Source organism: Paenibacillus sp. FSL H8-0457 (assembly GCF_038051935.1).
Lineage (GTDB): Bacteria > Bacillota > Bacilli > Paenibacillales > Paenibacillaceae > Paenibacillus_AQ > Paenibacillus_AQ lautus_A.
On sequence record NZ_CP150293.1, the window covers coordinates 3707658 to 3726150 of the forward strand.

The 18493-nt window shown below is 43.1% G+C and carries 16 protein-coding genes; 2 read left to right on the plus strand and 14 right to left on the minus strand.

Features of this window, described 5'->3' with window-relative positions:
• Positions 1-31: 31 nt before the first annotated feature.
• Positions 32-427: a YmaF family protein gene (locus MHI43_RS16295; protein WP_081746258.1), complete on the plus strand. Its 396-nt coding sequence runs from the start codon at positions 32-34 to the stop codon at positions 425-427.
• Positions 428-834: 407 nt separating this feature from the next.
• On the opposite strand, the gene MHI43_RS16300 is transcribed toward MHI43_RS16295, so the two are convergent.
• The 5 genes from MHI43_RS16300 to MHI43_RS16320 all read right to left on the minus strand — a co-directional run bounded on the left by MHI43_RS16300 (position 835) and on the right by MHI43_RS16320 (position 4332).
• On the minus strand, positions 835-1296 hold the full coding sequence (locus MHI43_RS16300) for a serine hydrolase domain-containing protein (RefSeq protein WP_200868601.1): 462 nt from the start codon (positions 1294-1296) through the stop codon (positions 835-837).
• 319 nt (positions 1297-1615) lie between these two features.
• Complete coding sequence (locus tag MHI43_RS16305) at positions 1616-2131, minus strand: hypothetical protein (RefSeq protein WP_235201637.1); 516 nt, start codon at positions 2129-2131, stop codon at positions 1616-1618.
• A gap of 555 nt (positions 2132-2686) precedes the next feature.
• Positions 2687-3514, minus strand: coding sequence for a stalk domain-containing protein (locus MHI43_RS16310; protein ID WP_036660497.1), 828 nt, complete (start codon positions 3512-3514; stop codon positions 2687-2689).
• A 136-nt stretch (positions 3515-3650) separates the two neighbouring features.
• Positions 3651-3824 (minus strand): DUF2264 domain-containing protein, encoded by a 174-nt coding sequence (locus tag MHI43_RS16315; RefSeq protein ID WP_155989840.1) that lies wholly within the window; start codon positions 3822-3824, stop codon positions 3651-3653.
• Positions 3825-3888: 64 nt separating this feature from the next.
• Positions 3889-4332, minus strand: a complete 444-nt coding sequence (locus MHI43_RS16320) for a MerR family transcriptional regulator (protein ID WP_036660499.1) — start codon at positions 4330-4332, stop codon at positions 3889-3891.
• Positions 4333-4504: 172 nt separating this feature from the next.
• Here MHI43_RS16320 and MHI43_RS16325 point away from each other — a divergent pair, with 172 nt between their 5' ends.
• Positions 4505-5356: an aldo/keto reductase gene (locus tag MHI43_RS16325; protein ID WP_036660501.1), complete on the plus strand. Its 852-nt coding sequence runs from the start codon at positions 4505-4507 to the stop codon at positions 5354-5356.
• A gap of 387 nt (positions 5357-5743) precedes the next feature.
• On the opposite strand, the gene MHI43_RS16330 is transcribed toward MHI43_RS16325, so the two are convergent.
• The 9 genes from MHI43_RS16330 to MHI43_RS16370 form a co-directional block, all read right to left on the minus strand.
• Positions 5744-6280: an SMI1/KNR4 family protein gene (locus tag MHI43_RS16330; RefSeq protein WP_051425297.1), complete on the minus strand. Its 537-nt coding sequence runs from the start codon at positions 6278-6280 to the stop codon at positions 5744-5746.
• Between the two features lie 197 nt (positions 6281-6477).
• Positions 6478-7143 (minus strand): prolyl oligopeptidase family serine peptidase, encoded by a 666-nt coding sequence (locus MHI43_RS16335; RefSeq protein WP_015735432.1) that lies wholly within the window; start codon positions 7141-7143, stop codon positions 6478-6480.
• Between the two features lie 473 nt (positions 7144-7616).
• Positions 7617-8633 (minus strand): phosphotransferase, encoded by a 1017-nt coding sequence (locus MHI43_RS16340; protein ID WP_036660503.1) that lies wholly within the window; start codon positions 8631-8633, stop codon positions 7617-7619.
• An 804-nt stretch (positions 8634-9437) separates the two neighbouring features.
• Positions 9438-9854 carry a YjdF family protein gene (locus MHI43_RS16345; RefSeq protein WP_015735436.1) on the minus strand — a complete coding sequence of 139 codons (417 nt, stop codon included), beginning with the start codon at positions 9852-9854 and terminating at the stop codon, positions 9438-9440.
• Between the two features lie 477 nt (positions 9855-10331).
• Positions 10332-11258 (minus strand): copper amine oxidase N-terminal domain-containing protein, encoded by a 927-nt coding sequence (locus MHI43_RS16350; RefSeq protein ID WP_036660506.1) that lies wholly within the window; start codon positions 11256-11258, stop codon positions 10332-10334.
• A 516-nt stretch (positions 11259-11774) separates the two neighbouring features.
• Positions 11775-13580: a hybrid sensor histidine kinase/response regulator transcription factor gene (locus MHI43_RS16355; protein WP_036660953.1), complete on the minus strand. Its 1806-nt coding sequence runs from the start codon at positions 13578-13580 to the stop codon at positions 11775-11777.
• Positions 13581-13700: 120 nt separating this feature from the next.
• Positions 13701-14288: a sensor domain-containing protein gene (locus tag MHI43_RS16360; RefSeq protein ID WP_036660507.1), complete on the minus strand. Its 588-nt coding sequence runs from the start codon at positions 14286-14288 to the stop codon at positions 13701-13703.
• Positions 14289-14849: 561 nt separating this feature from the next.
• The gene (locus MHI43_RS16365; RefSeq protein ID WP_036660509.1) at positions 14850-16190 is read right to left on the minus strand and encodes an erythromycin esterase family protein; all 1341 of its coding nucleotides are present in this window, start codon (positions 16188-16190) and stop codon (positions 14850-14852) included.
• 306 nt (positions 16191-16496) lie between these two features.
• Positions 16497-18488, minus strand: coding sequence for a DUF2207 domain-containing protein (locus MHI43_RS16370; RefSeq protein WP_036660511.1), 1992 nt, complete (start codon positions 18486-18488; stop codon positions 16497-16499).
• Positions 18489-18493 lie beyond the last annotated feature (5 nt).

The window sequence follows — 18493 nt, forward strand, 5'->3', positions numbered from 1 at the left end:
TGATTAATTTTATTTCTGAGGAGATGTGAAGATGAAAAAAGGAAAGCAATCACTCAAGAAAGCACACCTTTCACAAACCACCGATCGTTTTCAGCATCGGATGTCTGGCAACACTTCCATTAATGAGGGACATCGACATCGCTTTCGCAATTTAACAGATCGCTTTATTCCTGGTATTGGCACACATCGACATTCGTTTAATGGGATTACTCAAATAGCTGACGGACATCGACATCGCTATTCGGGTATAACTGGAGCAGCAATCAATGGTCAAGGACCTCGTCACTTCCATCGGTTCCGTCAAATGACTCAATTCGCGGATGGTCATAGACATCTTATTTCTGGCAGAACGACTGTGCCGATTCGAGTAAGCGGTTCTACACTTCATCGTCACGGGATTATTATTGAAAACATTAAGCGCGTGTAATACGAATAAAGGTTCTATCTATGGATTATTTCCATGGGTTGAACCTTTATCTTTCTATTCTTGTTACGCTTCTAACGTCTCGATTCACAACCGCACCAACACAGCCACACATTTTTATACTCTTCGTTATCGCTATTCTCACTCTATACTTATTCGGGCTACAATGATAGTTCTTCACATAAGGGATGCATGGGTGATCTACGAAAAGGCCACCCTTTTCCATCCCCTTTTCTTTAATTAAATACTCCATAATTTCATAGACTGAAGAATTCTTAAGGCTTCGTACTCTACGCTCTTTTCGGCACCGAAAGTCATGATGTAGCTCTTTATTCTTAAAATACTCCTCAATGACTTGTCCGTATTACACTTTGAACTCTTTATAAGGGTGCCGCCAGCAAAACGCAAATTTACAACAAAATCAGCCTCTGCATCTCCTCGGCGAGCGAGCTGCCGGTGACCTTCTCGATCAGCAGCCTGGCCAGTACGTAGTTGGTGTTGGAATAGCTCCAGTCCGTTCCCGGCTCGAATCGCACCGGCTTTGACAATGCCAGCCGTACCAGCTCCTCCGGCCGGTAGGTTTTGAACCGATTGTCTACCCACTCCTGACCCTGCCAGGGGATCCCCGGCATGACCGTCCCGTCTTCGTAGTACTTGCCGGTGAAGTTAAACACCCCGCTGGTGTGTTGCAGCAGCATCCGCACCGTGATCCGCCGGTCCAGCCCGAACTCGGGCAGGTAGTCTACCGCCGGTTCGTCCAGCCCGATCCTGCCCTCGGCAACCAATTGCAGCATCACGGTCGACGTGAAGGTCTTGATGTTGCTGCCGATCCGGAAGTGCCCGTTTGTAGGCGGCTTCGCCTCCTCGCCCAACCTGCTCACCCCGGCGCTGCCGACCCACTCGCTGAACTAATATTTTTTAGCAAAAGGTTCCATCTGAAACGGTAGGACCTTTATCTAAAGTGCCTAAGTGCCAGACATACCACGTTCACGCGTTGAACCACCTGCAATTAATTAGTTTGTTCACCATGAACATTCAATATCATGATATACACTCAAAGATATTTCAATCTAAATTACGAGACAAAACAAAATTCAAACCATAAAAAATCCGCGTAAAACGCGGACTTAAATGGATATGTATGTTCTTTCCTCTAACATGAATACTATGCAAGTGGCAATATAAACTTTTCTATCTATTATTGAGCCCGCTATCGTCCTTAGTCGTGCGATTGTAGACGACGGTTTCTTTGGTGCCGTCCGCGTATTCCAGGTCAACTTCGTCGATACGGATTGAATCCAAAGCACCTTGATACGTGAAGAGCTCAAACACACCGAGTTCTAACCCCGGTATGACCGGACCGACATATTGAAGATTGAAAGAGTTCTTTCCGGAGTGCTCGTCATACGAAGGGTCTCCTACGGGATTAAATGTGCTGACCTTCACGGTATAGTAGTTGATCGTTTTGCCGGTCAAATTATCGACGAGCCACGTCAGCGTGATACCGTTCGCTGAATTGACACTGTATCTGAACTCTCTTGGGTCGCTGAAACGATTCTCCGATGTCACTCGGGTAGCTTCGGGTTCGTCGTTGGCCGTTTCGTTACCTCCTTGAGTCTGAGCCGTGGAAATCGTTGCGCCTTTTTCGCCATCTCCGTTGGAAGGTTCGTTTTCGGCATCCACTGTTTGCTCATCATCATCTGCCATTGTTTGCCCAGCTTTAACTATAGTTGGTTCACTCCGACTATAACCCAAGTCTTCCGAGAAATACACACCGCAGCTGAATGCGATGATAATAGATATTAGAAAAGATAAAAAGATATTCAATTTTTTAGCCATGCTGATGTCCTCGCCTTTTCCGTTATTTGTTTTATAATAACAGATCTAGGTCCAATAGGACAGACAGAAAGTAGTAATATCGAACTATGTTTATATAGTAAGACCTAACTCGCAACTTGATAACATAAATAGAAAAAGCTGCATATTCAGCGGCTGCTAATGTTACTATGTTTTTGTCGCCCGACATTAGCCAAGATCTTCCTCCAGGAACATCGCAACAGCCTAGCGCTTGATTTCGATGTCATATGTTTTTCGTATTTCGCCCATGAAAAAAGTCCCCTCCAAGAAGACTTTAATGCGCTTTTACACACTGTCTACTTAAAGGGGATCATATCAAAAATGCGGCTTCTTTAGTTTACATGGATAATGACTATGCCAGATCCTCTCTATCCATTGAGCTGGGCATGATTTGGTTAGATATCACTACTGAAGATCGGGTTCCAGGCTCATATTAGGGATCTGTCTCAAATGATCGCTTACCTTGTCCACCTTCCATGCACCATTAGTATAAATAATGTGCGCTTTCCGATCAAAAACATAATGCAGCTCGCCCGTTAATATATTTCCTGGAATATAGGATTGAATAAGCATCGCGCTAGTATTGCTTGCATAGTTTACCGTTGCCGTATTCATATCAAAATTCATTTCTTTAAAGTGAAGTCCTTCCTGCTCTATGATTTGCTGAATTAGACGATCCGTAAAATAAGGTTTGAAGTAAGTGCGAACCTGTTTCACTTTCGATAGATCAGATGCCTCGTTCAATTTCTCCGATAATTGCGCAATACGAGTGTCACTTAGTCTTTGTTTGGTAGGTACTTGATACTTCGGCTTCATCAACTTAACGACGACTTGCTTGCCATCCAGGATAACGGTGGCTTCTTTGGTTTTCTGATCCCACTTCACATCTGCTCCCATGGTTTGGCTAACGAACCTTAAAGGTACATAAGTTGTGTTTTGGATGAGCTCAACCGGAGCATCAAAATCAACGCGGTCCTGGTTTACTAAGGCCCTTTTGAATTGAACCGCAAGTGTGATTACAGTTTCGCCTTTGGTCAATTGAGCTGTTTTTTGAAATTGGTTCCATTTCACATCGATACCCATGTTCTGAGATACTGCCCGTATAGGGATCAACACTCGATTGTTCTTTAGAATACCATGCTCGATTACTTCATTGCCTGATGCTTGTGTTGGAATGACGTTCGCAAGAAAAAAGATCATGAACGTCGATATGCTAATCAATATCTTTTTCAAATGCGCTCCCCCTCAAATCAGCCCTAATTTGTTCCAGTCCTATTCATTTAGACGTCCTATTCCATGAAAAAGTTGCCCAAAATGACGGAATACCTATTTTCGCCTCTCCGCTGTTGAATGCAGCCACATGGCCCGTCTACTTGTTCCGGCAAACCACTAAATGTGGCTCGGGCTGTACCCAGATGGCGGGGCCTGCTGGAAGGTCCTCCTCCACCGCGGTCCAGAACGGGGAATCTTGAGCAAGTGCCAGCACAAGAAAGGTTTTAAGCGCCCAATACGGCGAACCCGGCGCATTATAATTTTCCGCCATCACCAGATTCGGATAGGCATAACCGAGGTAAGCACGCCGGTCCTGTCAAAAAGGTATCTCACGCCTAACGAGCAGAGCGCGAGTAAAACACGTCCCCGTGCATATGCTGAATTCTGCCCCAGTGGGCGGGATTCATCGTGTCTGGTGAGCGGTTCTCCAGAATGGCCTGGTACAGTGCCGTCTTCTCTTCCAAATGGGCAACGTGCTGTTTGGCTTCTTCGAGCTTAGCGAGCGCAGCTTCTTTATGCTCCATCATGAGTCTGTAGCGTTGTGAAATGGTAGAATCCCCCTCGAGACATAAATCGATATACATTTTTATGACATCGATCGGCATCCCGGATTGCTTGAGGCATTTGATGCCATGCAGCCAGTTGATCGATTCTTCGTCGAATAATCGAATATTATTCTCATTGCGCTGTACGCTTGGCACTAGAGCTTTATCCGTGTAAAAGCGCACGGCGTGCTCAGTGAGCCCCGTGATTTGAGCGGCTTCTTTGACCGTATACATGTGGAATCCCCCTTGGATAAAAAAGAATAAGAGCCTCTTGCCTTCGTGTAACACGAAGGTACTATGCTTATTGTAACGCAACTGTGTCGTAATCGGAATTCCCGCTGCAGTCCCCGTTGTTGGGGATACGCGCCGGTTGCTGTTATACATTTGAACAATAGGAGGAATCGCAATGCAAACTGTAACTTTGAACAACGGTGTGAAAATGCCGATCCTAGGCTTCGGTGTCTACCAGATTCCCGATACTGATGAGTGCGAGAACGCGGTGTACGAAGCGCTGTCGGTCGGTTACCGCTTGATCGACACCGCCGCCGGTTACCTTAACGAGGAAGCGGTCGGACGCGCGATCAAGCGCAGCGGTGTTCCGCGTGAGGAGCTGTTCATTACGACAAAGATTTGGGTTCAGGATGCCGGCTACGAGAGTGCCAAGCTTGCATTTGCAAAATCCCTGAAGAAGCTGCAGCTTGATTATCTCGATCTGTACCTGATTCACCAGCCATTCGGTGATTACTACGGCACTTGGCGTGCGATGGAAGAACTGTACCGTGACGGCAAAATCAAGGCCATCGGGGTCAGCAACTTCATGCCCGATCGTCTGATGGACCTCATTGTGCATAACGAAATTGTGCCCGCCGTCAACCAGATTGAAACGCACCCGTTCTACCAGCAGATAGAGAGCGCTGCTTTCGTAAAAGATCAGGGCGTGCAACACCAGTCGTGGGCGCCGTTCGCTGAAGGACGAAACAATATGTTCGGCAACGAAGTGCTGACCTCGATCGCGGGAAAACACAACAAATCCGTCGCCCAGATCGTATTGCGATGGCTTGTTCAACGAGAAGTTGTTGTCATTCCAAAGTCAGTACGAAAAGAGCGAATCGTCGAAAATTTCAACATTTTTGATTTTGAGTTGGGCGCGGACGATATGGAACACATTTCCACCCTTGATACTCGGGAGAGTCTATTCTTATCGTACCGCGATCCGGGAGTCGCCAAGATGATGGGCAACTGGAGAGTCGAACTGTAAACCTTGGTCCGGTTTCTCCATTTAGAAAGGACAGGGCCGGAACTCCTGTCCTTTCGTGTTGTAAACTCGCTTGTCCTTTAAACTCATTCACTTATTGTCCTCGACTCGGGACAAGAACTTGTACCGATAAAACAAAAAAGCTGCTAAATTAGCAACTTTCAATGGGACCATGTTCTCCCCCGACAGGTAATAATTGAGTCGCATATGCGGCTCTTTTATTCTGTCTATAAGCCATGCACTGCTATGGGTTCGCTCTTGATCTATCGGTTTCCGATTAACGATATATCTACGAACTTCGTTCACACCTTTTCTTAGAGACGCACTCAATTTCCAACGTTTCCTGATAGAACGTTATGGTGTTATGAAAAATCTCGCTGTAACTAGTATTTATCCCAACCCTAGTTCCATAGAAATCACATTATCGTCATATAAGGTTCTAATTACTTCCTCTCTATTGTTTATCAAAACCTTTAACCACTCATTGAAATTATCCAAGATTCCATACAATTTTGGGTTGTGACTATCGAAATAAGCAACTTTGTATTCTTCATTCTTCATCTGGTTCGCAATGAAACACCATGCATTCCCATTATGATCTAGAGAAAACGGGATTAAATGGCCTATTTCCACTGATCCACCCTCTCTAATATTAATCATTTTATGAGTCTCAACGCTCGTCATTCTTTGTAAAGAAAGTCTCTGAATCGATAAGATTTGTTTGTTTCCATCTCCTACTGCACCTACTTCTTGAATCATGTACAGAAATGCACCATTGCTAAACTGTGATACAAAATCACAATAGGATTTTGGTAGTTTGTAATTCAAATCATTTTCTGTTTTTTCTATATCTTCTTTCGATGCTACTTCATATGTTTCATGGATCTCTTTTTCTTTAACAAGGGATTTTAATGAGGTATTGTCCATACATTCTAGAACTCTCCTTATTGCATTTTTGACTTCGCACTATCATTCTATCTACCTTCGTAAATCATTCCATATGTAGAGTATTCACGAAATTATTGAACTACCCTGCCCGTTAGCTTAAAAAAAGGAACAGCTGCCTACAGGCGAACTGCTCCATGCTATTTTAAATTAACGTGTCCCGTTAGTGTAAAACAACTTCATTTCCTTACCATTAAAGAATGACCTAGAAACCAGCTGTATAATTCCGGATTATCGTATGTTTCTGTCCAAGAGTTGTGATTCGACTCAGGATAAATTGTGAAAGAGACATTTCCACCGTTTTCGCGAAGTGCGTCTACCATTTTTTTTGATTCAGCAATGGGCACTATATCATCCTTCGCACCATGGAATGCCCAGGTGGGTGTTCCTATTAGTTCATGTACCCGGTTGGGGTTACCTCCACCACATATTGGAGCGATAGCTGCGAACCTTCCTGGATATTCTGCTGCTAAGTGCCACGTCCCATAACCACCCATGCTTAGCCCCGTCAAGTATATCCGATCTGGATCTACGTTATAGTTTGCAATGATCTCATCTACTAATGCCATCAATCCGTCTTGTTCAGCATTCCAAAAAGAATCCTCCGGGCATTGAGGGGAGATCGTAATGAATGGAAAAGAAGGATCGCGTTCTGCTATCATAGGAATTCCATGTGCTTTAACCAACTCCAGATCATCTCCACGTTCACCTGCCCCGTGAAGAAATAAGATTAAAGGCCACTTAATTGAGGATTCTTTTTCATGTTGATCTGGCAAATGTAAGAGGTATTTCATCCGCACTCTTTTAGTTATTTCTTTTTCAAATTTATTTGCGGTTTGACTCATCGTATCTCCCTCACTTTACTGATATCTCCCATAGGGGGTAAAAATAGAATTCCCCATATTTCCCGGAATCCCTTCAGTTGCATTAAACTGCATGTTAGTTGAACAAAAGCAGCCGATCTCGTTAACGGCTGCCTTCTTGTCTTCTATTGAACTAACGATTTCCGTTAGTTCAATGGAGTGTCACCTAAATATAATTCTGAATTGTATAGATTGTTTACTAACGAAAAAAAGGAGCAGCTGCAACCGACAACTGTTCGATGTTTAAATGAATAGACGAGAAACGAGTGAGTCAGCCTCGTGGTTATACCCTAATAAACGAAGATCATAACAAAAATATTTAAAGCCGCATAATCAGAATCAGCGGCCTCTAATGTTACTATGTTTTTGTCACCCGACAACACGGCCGGCCCCTATGAGCCGGATGTGTTGAGTCAGCCCTTCCCCCTACTTTAGTAAAATACGATGCTCTCAGATTAATGAATACTATGATAAATGCTTTTAAAGTCATGAACAAAGTCAATCGGCAGCATAGGCTCATCAGAAGCGGCTATTTGTTGAATCTCTTTTAACCTGTTCATTGATTCTTCATCCAAATTTGACACATCGTTTGCTTGATGAAAATAAATATACTGCAATACATAACGAAGTTTAATAGACTCTTGTAAATATTCTATTTCTTCTTCTTGGATTGTATTTTCCTTTAGATATCCTTTTATAAAATGGCGGAAAAACAATCTATAATATTCCGTTTTATTTTCAAATTCCTTATACGGAAAAAAAAGTGCATAACACAATGTAATCCCAATATCGTTTACGAAATACGTATAACTGCAATCATCGAAATCGAACAAATAAATGTCGCCGTTATGCAGATAAAAATTACTTTGACTAAAGTCACTATGAATCAAACCGTATGTATCTTTGGACTTGGGCAGAGAAGTAAGTTTTGTTAATCTTTCTTTTAGAATTGAAATCATTACATCATCAGGTCGCAGGTACTTCTCCGCCTTTAATTGAACTTCTTGGTCCCAGGCTTGTCGTTTAAACGCCGGATTACTCCATTCATAACCCTTTGTGGCATGATGGATTTTCCCCATAAATTCGCCCCATTTTTCGTAAAGCGATTCATTCCAATCTTCATCCGACACTTCTTTTCCAAGAGCCATTTCGTATGAAATGGCTAGGAACGAACCATTTTCTGCAGCAATTTCTTCAACCATATTACCTCTGGTTGATGGAACAGCATTTGAAACTGCCAGTCCTTTATTCGACAAATAATTTAAAAATTCAATTTCACCCCGTATATTATTTCTCGATCTTCTAATTGTATGTGAGATTTTTAATATGAAAAATGCGTTGTTTTTCTGGTATTCATAAACAAAGCTTTCATAACCGCCCAATGAACGAACAGTGTCTTTATTAATGTCATATCGCTTTATTACTTCGGTAAGGATCTCTTCAGTGAATTGCTCTTCAATTTCTCGTATCATTTTCTATACCTTCTTTCATTCAACACATTTTCGCTTCTTTCTCACTCTTCCCTCTGTAACCGTTCATCCCGTCTAATTTGATACTGGCGTCTTCGCTAAAATGAAAAAGCTCAAAACAATTTTCTTTATATTCCATACGAACATTGAATTATCCTGTCCGTTAACAAGAACTAGTACCGATAAAACAAAAAAGTCGCTAAAATAGCGACTTTCTATGGGATCATGTCTTGTCCCTAGACATCTTGGGATCTTTTCTACATAAAAAAGCTTAAGGACAGTTTATATTTCCTTTTCTTCGAACTTACGAACTCCTTTATTTTTAGACGTCACTGGTTTCAGACAACCGTAGCTTTTTTTTACCTATTTAGACACTTACTGATATAATTGACCCAACCCTCTGAAGGATCAACAATCCGTTATCAATACTCTCAATGAAGTACTTCATATCATCTAAAACAACAACATCACTTTCCTTCAATTTGACTTCGCTTTTAAAATAAATGAAGTTATCTGATCCAGGTACTGCTCCTTTATAGTAAATCATGCTGTTCTCAACTCCTTATAAAACTTATTTCACTTAAACCAAAAAAAACCGACTTTCCGCCTGTACCTTTGGTTCATGACTTCTTTCACTGGAATGCCATCCAATATTCTGGTTAACTAACTCTTGTTGCCAACGCAAAAACACCTCCCGAAATTGTCACCATATCTTATGACATGGTTTTCTCTTGAAGGTGTTTTTAATTTATCTCACGCTATGGAGCCAGTCCCACCTGCTTCATCTGAAACGCTACTTGGTTTTGACTATTTGCCCCTGTGCTTCTTCTTCGCCTTTTGAACTCTAAGTTGATATTTTCTTTCATTTTCCACAAGATTTTGTTGACGATTATGCACTTTTCGTTGCAGTTTCCTGGATTCGAGGTCCAGCTTTATTGCCTCCTGAGCATGGCTAGATAAACCTCGTTGGGCAATCTCTCTAGACGCCTGCCGAGCTAGTCTTTTCGGATTTATTCGAGTGTTTTTACTTCGTTTCGTATCCGTTCCTACCTTCGTAAGGTTCATCAATTCCATCATTTTCTCGCTAACGAACTCTAATATTTCCGGATCCTTTGGCTCGTTACCAAAAATATGACGACAAGCTTTTAGACGTCCTTGTTCTTCCTGCTCAATCACACCAATCCAGTACTTACAACTTTCATCAAACAATACGGTAAGCTTCACACTTACTCCCCCTCTGTTTATACTGGAGTGATGGACATCCCGAGGGGGGAAGGTCACTGACACTGGAACTGACCCTGTGCGACCGGACTACCAACCGATCTGTGTTTTTACACTCCTTTAAGGTTATATCACATTTTTCAAAATTCTTAAACCGTTCCACTATCCTGCCCGTTAGCTTAATGAAATTGCACCTTGAAACAGGCAGGGAATGCAGATGTTATCCGCGTATTGCGGATTATCAGTTGAATGAACTTCACCCGACTATTGTCATCGTATTGAAATGTTCGCGTATAAACAGCATTTCTATATAGCTAGGATTACCGGGTATACGATGATTAGCTCTCCAATGGCCCAAAGCTTGGAAAGTCCGCTCCACCTCTTCCCTGCGCATCCCTAGCCGAAAAGGACCGATACCGACATGCGGCGTTACGATAATAATTGCGTCAACTGCAAACTCCTCTTTATGACAACTTCTAATTATTTTTCTTCTGGAATGTCAACAATAATATAGTTTTCTTTTAGATTAACTTGAGGCAGTTCGGCTTGTTTAAAAACAACGTCATTCCAATTCTCCTTAGTGATTAAACCATATCCAGTAGAAGTAATATGAGGCATCCAGCGAAAGTTGGCGAATGTCGTATCTTTAAAATTCGGTAGGGAACCGTTCTCTTTTATAAAGGCGCGGTTTATGAAATAAAGGTTATCTTGCGTAGTGGTCTTTTCGCTAATGAAAGCTTGCCACTTAAGGTAAGCTGTGTTCTTCGTAATTTGATAATAGCGGATTACATTATTATTGAGCTCGATGAATCGGTCATGGGTGTTTTCCGGAAAATAATATTGAAGACTGGATGCTTCCATAAATGGTTCAAAGTCCTCCGTGAGCTGTGAAACTCTAGGAAGATTGATTGCAGCATTTCTGGCCGTGCTTAATGCACTACTCTTAACGTCGGTCAGCAGTTTCGTGCTTGGTTTTGAAACAAACGCCGTTTGGGTCTTTTGATTCCAAGTTACTGAACCGTCCAACGCTTCTGCAACAAAACGTAAGGGAATCATTGTTTTACCGTTTTGAATAAATGGAGCAGCGCTTAATGAAACTGAAGTTCCATTTTTTTGTGCTACTTTATTATTCATAGTCAACTGCAAGTTTATGTCGCCCCCCTTCACTGTCACTTGCTTAGTAGTATTATTCCAGGCAAACGTTAAGCCACCTAAACCTTTGAGTGAAGTCAGACTAAAAAACACCTGATTGTTCTTAATGAGAATATCTTTTGAATCTAAGTCATGATTATTCACAACAACTTGTGTTCCTTTTGAACTTTTTACTGCTGCGGCTGCCTCATTTGTTGGAAGTAACAAAAGCGAAGAACATAGAACAGCAAAAGAAAATAACACCAATTTCTTCATCACTAAAACCTCTTCTCTTCTTTATTTCAACTATCCTCTCCCGTTTGCTTAATTAATCATCTCTTTTAAATATAGAATAAGAAAAATATATCACTCCACCAACACCTAAAATCATTGATATCCCAAACAATATCCACACTATTTTCACATCAGTATCGCTAAGACCGTTACCTACTGGACCAACTTTTGGTTCGAAAAAATGATTTAGTTTCCATATACCATAGAGAATGAGAAATATTGATGCGAACAATCCAACAAAATTTTTCTGCTTAATGTTTCACGCCCCCATCCGTACTGATATAAAAGTAACGCGGTCATTAAGTTAATAAATAGATAATACCACATATTGGAACTATCCTGCCCGTTAGCTTAATGAAATTGTATGGAAAGCAGTTAGATATTTAGCTAATCGGTTATCGGCTCATGTTAAAGTAAAAAATGGCCTTTAAAAGTTGAAATGACGGGTGTCAATTATAAGGCATAAATCACTCCCTATGGTCGCCACCCGCCACCAGGTTACATAACTTGGGGTTTTTCCAGAAGCCCAGCCTCCCTGGCTTTTTGCACCGCTTCCTCCCGGTTGCGAACCCCCAGCTTCATATAAACCGATGACGCATAGTTTCGAACCGTACCGTCGGATAAATACAATTTGGAAGCAATGCTTTTATATCGCAGCCCTTCGGACACGAACTGTAAAATTTCAAGCTCCCGCGGCGTTAAATCATAGGCCGATGACGCTTTGATTGACGAAGGATCATCACGGCTATTGTCCGCTTCCAGTTGGGCAAATAATTTGTGTGACATGCCCTGATCGATCAGCGTGCCCCCGCGGTGGACGGTGCGAATCGTTTCAGCCAGCTCTAACGGCTGCATGGACTTCAATAAGTATCCATCCACTCCGCTTCGCATTGCCTCCAGAGCCTGTTTGGTATCCTCGAACGTGGTGAGAATCAGAATCCGGATGTGGGGCCACGATTCTTTAATCGTACGGGATGCGGAGATTCCATCCACATTCGGCATTTCAACATCCATAAGCACCAGCTGCGGCCTAACTTGCCTGCACAGCTCGATCGCTTGCTCGCCATCCTCTGCCGTCCCGACAACCTGAAAATCCTGCTGCTCTTCCAGCAAAGTCCGCAAGCTTTCACGAATAACGGGGTGGTCATCGACGACCAACAGGCGGATGACTTCATCCTTAAGCTCCGTTTGTCTGGGTAGCGTGCAGGTAACGAGAGTGCCTTCTCCCTGCTCCGTATAGACGGCCACATGGCCTTGCAAAATCATCGCCCGCTCCTTCATGGCGCTGAGGCCAAAGCCCTCTCTTCCATGCTCCATCCCGCGGCCGTTATCTTGAATTTCCAGTCTCGTCTGCTGGGGCTCGAATTGCACGGAAACCTTAATCTCTGTTGAGTGTCCATGGCGCACGGCATTCGTCAACGACTCTTGCAGGCAGCGGTAGAGTGCTGTCTTCGCTTGCTTCATTACAGGGTATTCCTCCCCGTAGGAATGGAAAGTAACGCTCACCTTGGCATGCTCCTGAAACTCCTCCGCCAGCTTCCTCAAAGACTGAAGCAGCGGGAGCGTCTCATGCGGCGATTCGATTTGATGCACATAACCTCTGACCTCCTCCATATTTTGGCGGGCCAGGTTCAATAGGGAATCGAGACTTTCGGTTCCTGTATCCGTTGCCATCTGAGGACGCAACGTTTCTAATCCCATAATGAGCGAAGTGTAGGCATGACCGACGGTATCATGAAGCTCTTTGGACAGCCGGCTCCGCTCTTCGGCAAGCGTGATACGCTCGATTTGGGACAGGTACTGCTCCAACACCGCATTTTGCTCGCGGATCGTTTCGCCTTGACGATGATTGAGCACGAGTAAATGGAAGGAGAATCCGAAGATATACGCCATCCCGATGTGAACGGCCATGACCAAGTATTCACTCTGCTCTGCAAGCTGCTTGATTATGGCGGGCACGAGCAAGATGGTTACAGGCCCTGACCAGAGATAGGTTCTATGGGCGCTGTGAGCAGCAATGAAAAAAGCATACAGCAGGAATGCTAAGTAGGCTTGCGGAAAAAATGAAGCCAGATACAAACACAACCCGCCCGAGATCACGATTTCGGTAAATAGGTAGTATTTATAATCGAGCTGCAAGCAAAGCCATGGTACGGAAAAAGCAATCAGCTGCCATAGGACAAGGACTACAATCGGCAGCGTGAAATATTGTTGCAATCCTATGGTCGTAAACGCGAGAGAAATGCTGGATATCAGGCGGATTATAAACATGAGCCAGTCGTACCAGTACCATTGCTTGACCATATCGAACAAAACCATCATCCCCTAAAGACTTTCAGTATGACATTACGTAACTATTATAAAGTAAACTGCTATAGAGTAAACTATCCTCCGACGACCTACGAGGCGAAGCGGGGCATTCGTCTACCGGTTCACATGCTTGATCATTAGACGCGTGTAGCCGCCTATCCAGCGCGCCATGCGGTCCGCAAGCCAGCAGCTCACCATCATCAGTACGACCCCTGTTGCCGATACCATCATAGCTTTGGCAAACGTGTCTACCGTCGCACCCATAATGGAAAGGGTGATAAACGGATAGAGGAACGGGACCGCAATCAATACAGGCGGCGCCACATAGAGTAAGGCCGCACTGACCAGACTTAAAATCCCTACCGGAAACTTCAACATCAGCCAGCCAATAGCGATCCAGTTGCGTCGGTTCAGCAACTCCTTTTTCGCTTGGAGCCAGTTGGACACTTTCGGGGTGACAGCTTTAACACAAGGCTCGGTGGTGATATCCATATAGATCTTGGTTTGTACACGTTCGAATTGCAGGAAGACAGTTGTCGTTCGCAAAACGTTAGCCAGGAGAGGAACGCCCACGACAGTAAACGAAAGACTCAAACCCAGAATAATGGCAACCAGATAAAAGCAGAAGTAAAACAATCCGGTGACGAAAGTAAACAGCAGGAAATAGCCGTTTTGAACAAAACAGGCGACGGTTCTTGCCATCAAAGAGATCACATCCTTTGCAAGTAGTAAACGTATCCTACTTCTCTTGATGTCAAATCTGCCAGTGTCAAAATGTCATATGACATAAAATGAACGGAGCGTGAGCTACGGTCATGACCAACTGCACAGTAGAATTGTTCAAACTCAGAATGGTCCCTGCGTACCAGTAATACAGGTACAAACCGCAACTCATTATGTCTTTTCTTATACGATGCTATTACGCTACGCTTACCAGCACCTTTTTCGAGATTTCAATTAACCAGAATAAATCCGTATCTTACCCCACATACTTCACTTTTCTTTAAGTCACCTTTTAACCTAATATAATATGTACAATCCCCAAGCATTCTTATCTTACAAGGAAAAAGTAATTAAGCACGATGCCATATCAGCAGTCCATTTCATGAAGCCATATACACCTGATGTTCCTCTACAGTGCGCATAAATTATATATAAGGCATTTAGACCAGATGGATCCCTGACGCCATTTGACAAAAACATAAATCGTTAAAAACAAAAAAGCCGCAACTAAGCGACTTTTAAGCATACATAATTAAGATTTTATTGATTCAATTGAGATGGCTTCACTTTTTGAATTTGAACGAGGATGTCAAATGTTTTACCTAATGATACATCAACAGTCGTTGGGATATCTGGACCTACCGTTGTTACTCCGGCAAAAATGGGATGTTGCTCGTTTAGCCAAGTTTTAGTCACTCCGCTTGCCTTACGTAAATCAACAAAGAACTGGTCGTATTTTACTTGTCCAAAGGTGTGGTTGAAACTATTCGGGTCATCTAATTTTAAGATTCCATAGGGCCCGAATTGTTGGCTGGTGTTATAAACATTGTAACGTCCCTCGAAAACAGATGTTCCAATGGTTACATACCGTTTTCCATAATGTTCTGCTAAATGCTGCCCAGCTACTTTAGGGTATACGAAAGGGATCAGGTTTGTTTTCGAAACGTGCCCATTATGGCCCCACACGATTGTTTTTCCTATATGTTCTTCTGTCCATTTCGCATTCTCATACATGGCAATATCGTGCTTCAAATAAAAGTCTTCCAGGTTATCAGGATATGCGGCTGTCATTGTCGTAAATTGCTCGATAATACGGGCATTTTGTTTGATCCATGCGAACTCTGGGGATTTTCCATTCAGTTTATGTTTATTTTGCTCTAATAAAGCGCTGATTTGTTTCGCATCTGAAACATACCGTGCTTTCGTTTCTTTCTTAAGACCGCCAAAGGTATCTAAATCCTTGGTTACAGGAATAAGGCCTTTCATCTTTTGTTCGAAGCGAGTGACAAGTTTCGGATCGTATTTCTTTACATACGCTAGGATATTGTTATAAACACTCTCGTTCACGGTCTGGATATCCATCCCGATGATCCGTATTTTGGATTTATGCTTTGGATCAGCATTATATTGGCGTATCCATTGAAGCAGATCTATGATTTCTTTCGTGTTAAATACAGGACTTAGATATTGGCTTGGGTCCCCTTTACCCGTAAGAACATAGCGATCGAGTCCCAATGCTCTGTCCCATCCCTCTTCTAACACTAAGGCCTTAAAGCCCATTTCAGCTGTCAAATAATTAACAATGCGATGCTTCATGGTAAAAACTTCGTGAGCTCCATGCGTCGCTTCGCCTAAACCAACAATTGTAGCTGATCCGATCATATCCTTAAGCGGTCTTAAATCCTGAAGAGATGCTGTTGGATCCGTTGACTTTAATGGCATGGCATGCTTTTCTAACCATTTTATCTGCTCGGCTTTTTGATTTGAGTTGTAGGGAGCTATAAGAGAAGCACCTACTTTCGAAGTTGCATGAATATTTCCTGTAAAACCAGCCAGTGTGAACATCGAAGCAGCAATTGCGATACCCATTTTCTTTTTCATAAAATCTTCTCCTTAAATACTTTATGATTTGGTTTGATGAGATATATTCTAGTTCCCAGAACTCTCTTCTGTATCCTACTGCACTCGTTGTTATGTACAACAGTGTCAAAATGTCATATGATACGCCCTTCCCCCTTAACTTAATAAAAAGACGTCTGCTGCCTCGATGAAATCAAATCGGGAATGTAACAATGTTCTTGTCATTGCATTTTGACAAGAACTTGATAACCTAAATATAAAAAGCCGCATAATCAGCGGCTTCTAATGCTACTATGTTTTTGTCACCGACAATTTTTACTAACTTAGTCAATCTCCTCCCCCTCCGCCATCTCCCGAACCTCCATCATTGCCACTGTCACTACTGTAGTCGTATGAGCTCCCCCCGTCTGCTCCACTGTCACTATTACTGCTCCAAGTTCTCCCGGAAGTTGTCCCCCCAGGTATTCCCTTCCAAGAACGATTAAAGACATAATCGATAGCGGTATCCACATCGTTATTAAACAGAGAAGAAGCCTCAGAGAAAGTAAAATCCGGGTTTTCTTTGCTTACATTTCTCATAAAACGTTCTCCTACACCAAGTAATAGCGCATCTTCCCTCATCTTTTCCAGCCATTTGAGGTCTTTACCAGCCCTTCCTACGTCATGTCCGCCTCTAGCCAGCTTTCGTCGATACCGCTTTATAGCGCTTCGGAAAGCTGCCGAACGCCGATCTAATGCTCCTCGGGGTAAAAACCCAACAAGTAAAAACGAAAGAATTACGAAGTTCAAGTATTCGTCTACCAAGGGTTCATACAAAATTGGAGCTGCCACGAAAAAGCAAACGACCAAAAAGACGATGATGTATCTTTTGAGGCGCCATCGATAAGAAGCCAATATGAGTCCGCCGCCCAAAATAATGGCCAATATTCCTACCCAACCCCAAGCTGTTACGTCTGCAATGTACAGATAGATGAGCAAAGCCAAATGTATGAGAGCTAGAGCAGGTATGATGACTTTTCTCGCCGCGTATTCCTTGTACATGATCCCTTTGCTATTCTCAGTCTCCACAAGTTCCTGCCAGCGGCTTAGTCCCTTTTTAAGACTTCTCATGCGCTTTATGTATTTACCTTTAGTCGCTTTATTCCTGCGCTCTGTTTTCGTAGGGCCAGAAAATTTATCCAGGTTCAGGACAGTCGTACCGTGAGACAGCCAACCAAGCAAGTAACGGTCTGGTTTTTTCAAGGCTGTACGATTACCCTTGAATGTAAACTCGGGAAGCCTCTTCGGCGCTCTCGAATCTTCCTGGAATCGCATAGCTGATGGCACTAAGGAAACACTCACCATGCCTTTACGGCGCAGCGAAAATACACCGGCCAGCCCATCTGCAAGCCGGAGCTTTCCCTTCCGGAAAAGGTAAATCATATCGATTGGATCCATCGCTGCGATATCTTCGAAGCTGATCCGCCTACCCCTCCACCAGGATGAAATCCTACGCAGTGAAAGGGAATAATAAACGATACCTGCTATGGCTGCATAGGTCAGCCAGCGGCTGATATGTTGACCCGCTTTCAGTAAATGTTCACGCTTTTCGAATCTTTGCTGAAGCTTCTGTTCAGCTAACAGTCGTTCCGAGAGTGAGGCTGAGGTCTCTTCTGTTTCCCTCTCCGTCAGCATCTCTGGGGGGAAATACAACTTCAGCCTCGCACTATCCCCTTCAGGTAATAGCTTGTTTTCGTACCTGATCCAACGATTGTTTACTTCTGTCAAGCTGCCTCTTGAGCGATCGTAGGCAAATCCAGATAAATTTTCTTTTGCAGGCTGTTCTGTACATACCCTAACGGTTACGTTGTGATGATCAAACCTGTTATCTTTGAGTACGGTCCAATCCAGCTCTCCACGATCGTCATATTTCACAGCTTCTCGATCAAGCCTATAGCGATAATAAATCTGCCTCGTTTCATCTTTTGCTTGTAATTCGATGTAATAAGAACCCGATTTAGTTCTTAAATAGACCGGATAACGCTCCAAATTAACATATCCAAGATTACCGAGCTCTCGGTCATTCGGTGGTACATAAGCTTCAAAAAATTCAATATTCGCTCCCCCGAAATTATCCATATATCTAGGAATTCTTTCATACTCTCCTTGTACTGTGTAAGTGAATAGCTCTTCCACATATAAGTCCCCGTCCGCCATTACCTTGGCCATAACGTCCACTTGATCAATCGTTAACTCATTGTCGTTGCCACACCCGACTAAGATAACAACCCAAACAATACTAACTGCCAAAAGCATCGCATGTTTAATCCTTATTTTCACAGTAA